At 62.8% G+C, this 1,098-nt stretch carries 1 pseudogene; it reads left to right on the plus strand.

The annotated features are described in order from the left end of the window. Window positions 1-408 precede the first annotated feature (408 nt). Window positions 409-1,098, plus strand: a pseudogene (locus H5U08_RS19580) (hypothetical protein); the annotation flags it as partial.

The raw sequence follows: 1,098 nt of genomic DNA on the forward strand, positions 1-1,098 counted from the left end.
GTGCTAAAGCACCGCACTCCATAAGTCGCGTGCACATTCCCCTGGTTAATCGGTAGGGGCATTTCATGAATGGCCCCTACGTCAGAATATGCGTGCCTTCGGAGGGACCTGCCTGTCACGTCCGTCTTCCGGAGGGACCCGCTTGTCGGGTCCGCCTTTCCAACGCTGGATTATCCATTGCCTTTCCTCGGGCACGACGAGCGTGCCCCTCCAGAGGACGCCGTGGAAGGCGTCCCTCCAATATGCGCAAATTACGCCCCGGCCGGGGAACGCCGTGCTCACCCTCGCCCCCTTTCTCGCCCCTTCGAAAATTGCCCTGGACACCGCTGCACGCCTGCCGGTAAATTGCACTGCCAGTTCTTGCCGGCAATTTTGTCGCACGTGCGAAATTCAAGGAGGACTTTCGCGATGTTGCGTGCCGTACGGCTTTTGATCGTTGTGTGGTGTGTGGCCCTCTTCGGGTGGATTCCCTCCTTCGCTGCGGATGAACCATCTCCCACGCCTGCTGTACCCACGCCGACCCTGGCCGCCGGAACACCCACGCCCGCCGTCGGACAGCCGACACCGAGCGTGACGACCGGCCCTGCTCGCGTGGAGGACGTCACCACCGGAGAGGTTCCCGACAAAACGCCGACCGTGGAAAGCGACGCTCAGCGAATCCAACTCGAATTGGGAACCGACGACACCCCCCACGATTCCCCTGCCCCTGAACCGGAATTGCGAGTTCGCCATGAGCCCGTCGTCCCTGATGGTTCGCCAAGCAGCGGCTCTGCCGGGGACTCCCCCGCCGAAGAGCAGCCCCACGCCCAGGTCGATCCGCGAACGACCCCTGTGGAGATCTCGCCTGAACCCGCCGCCTTCAACGGAGTGACACCCGGCCAAACGACAACGGCGGAATTGCTGAAGCAGTGGGGCCAGCCCACCGACGTGAAGCAGACCCCTCAGGAAACCCGGTATCTGTTCCAGATGCCGCCTTTCCAGCAGGTCGAGGTGCTTGTCCGTGATGAGAAGGTGCGGTCGATTGTCGTGCGGTTGGAGAAGAGCTATCCGGCCAATCTGGTGGCCCAGCACCTTGAACTGGCGGCCATCCGCCCGGTG

Origin of the sequence: Thermogutta sp. (genome assembly GCF_014359955.1) — a bacterium.
Lineage (GTDB): Bacteria > Planctomycetota > Planctomycetia > Pirellulales > Thermoguttaceae > Thermogutta.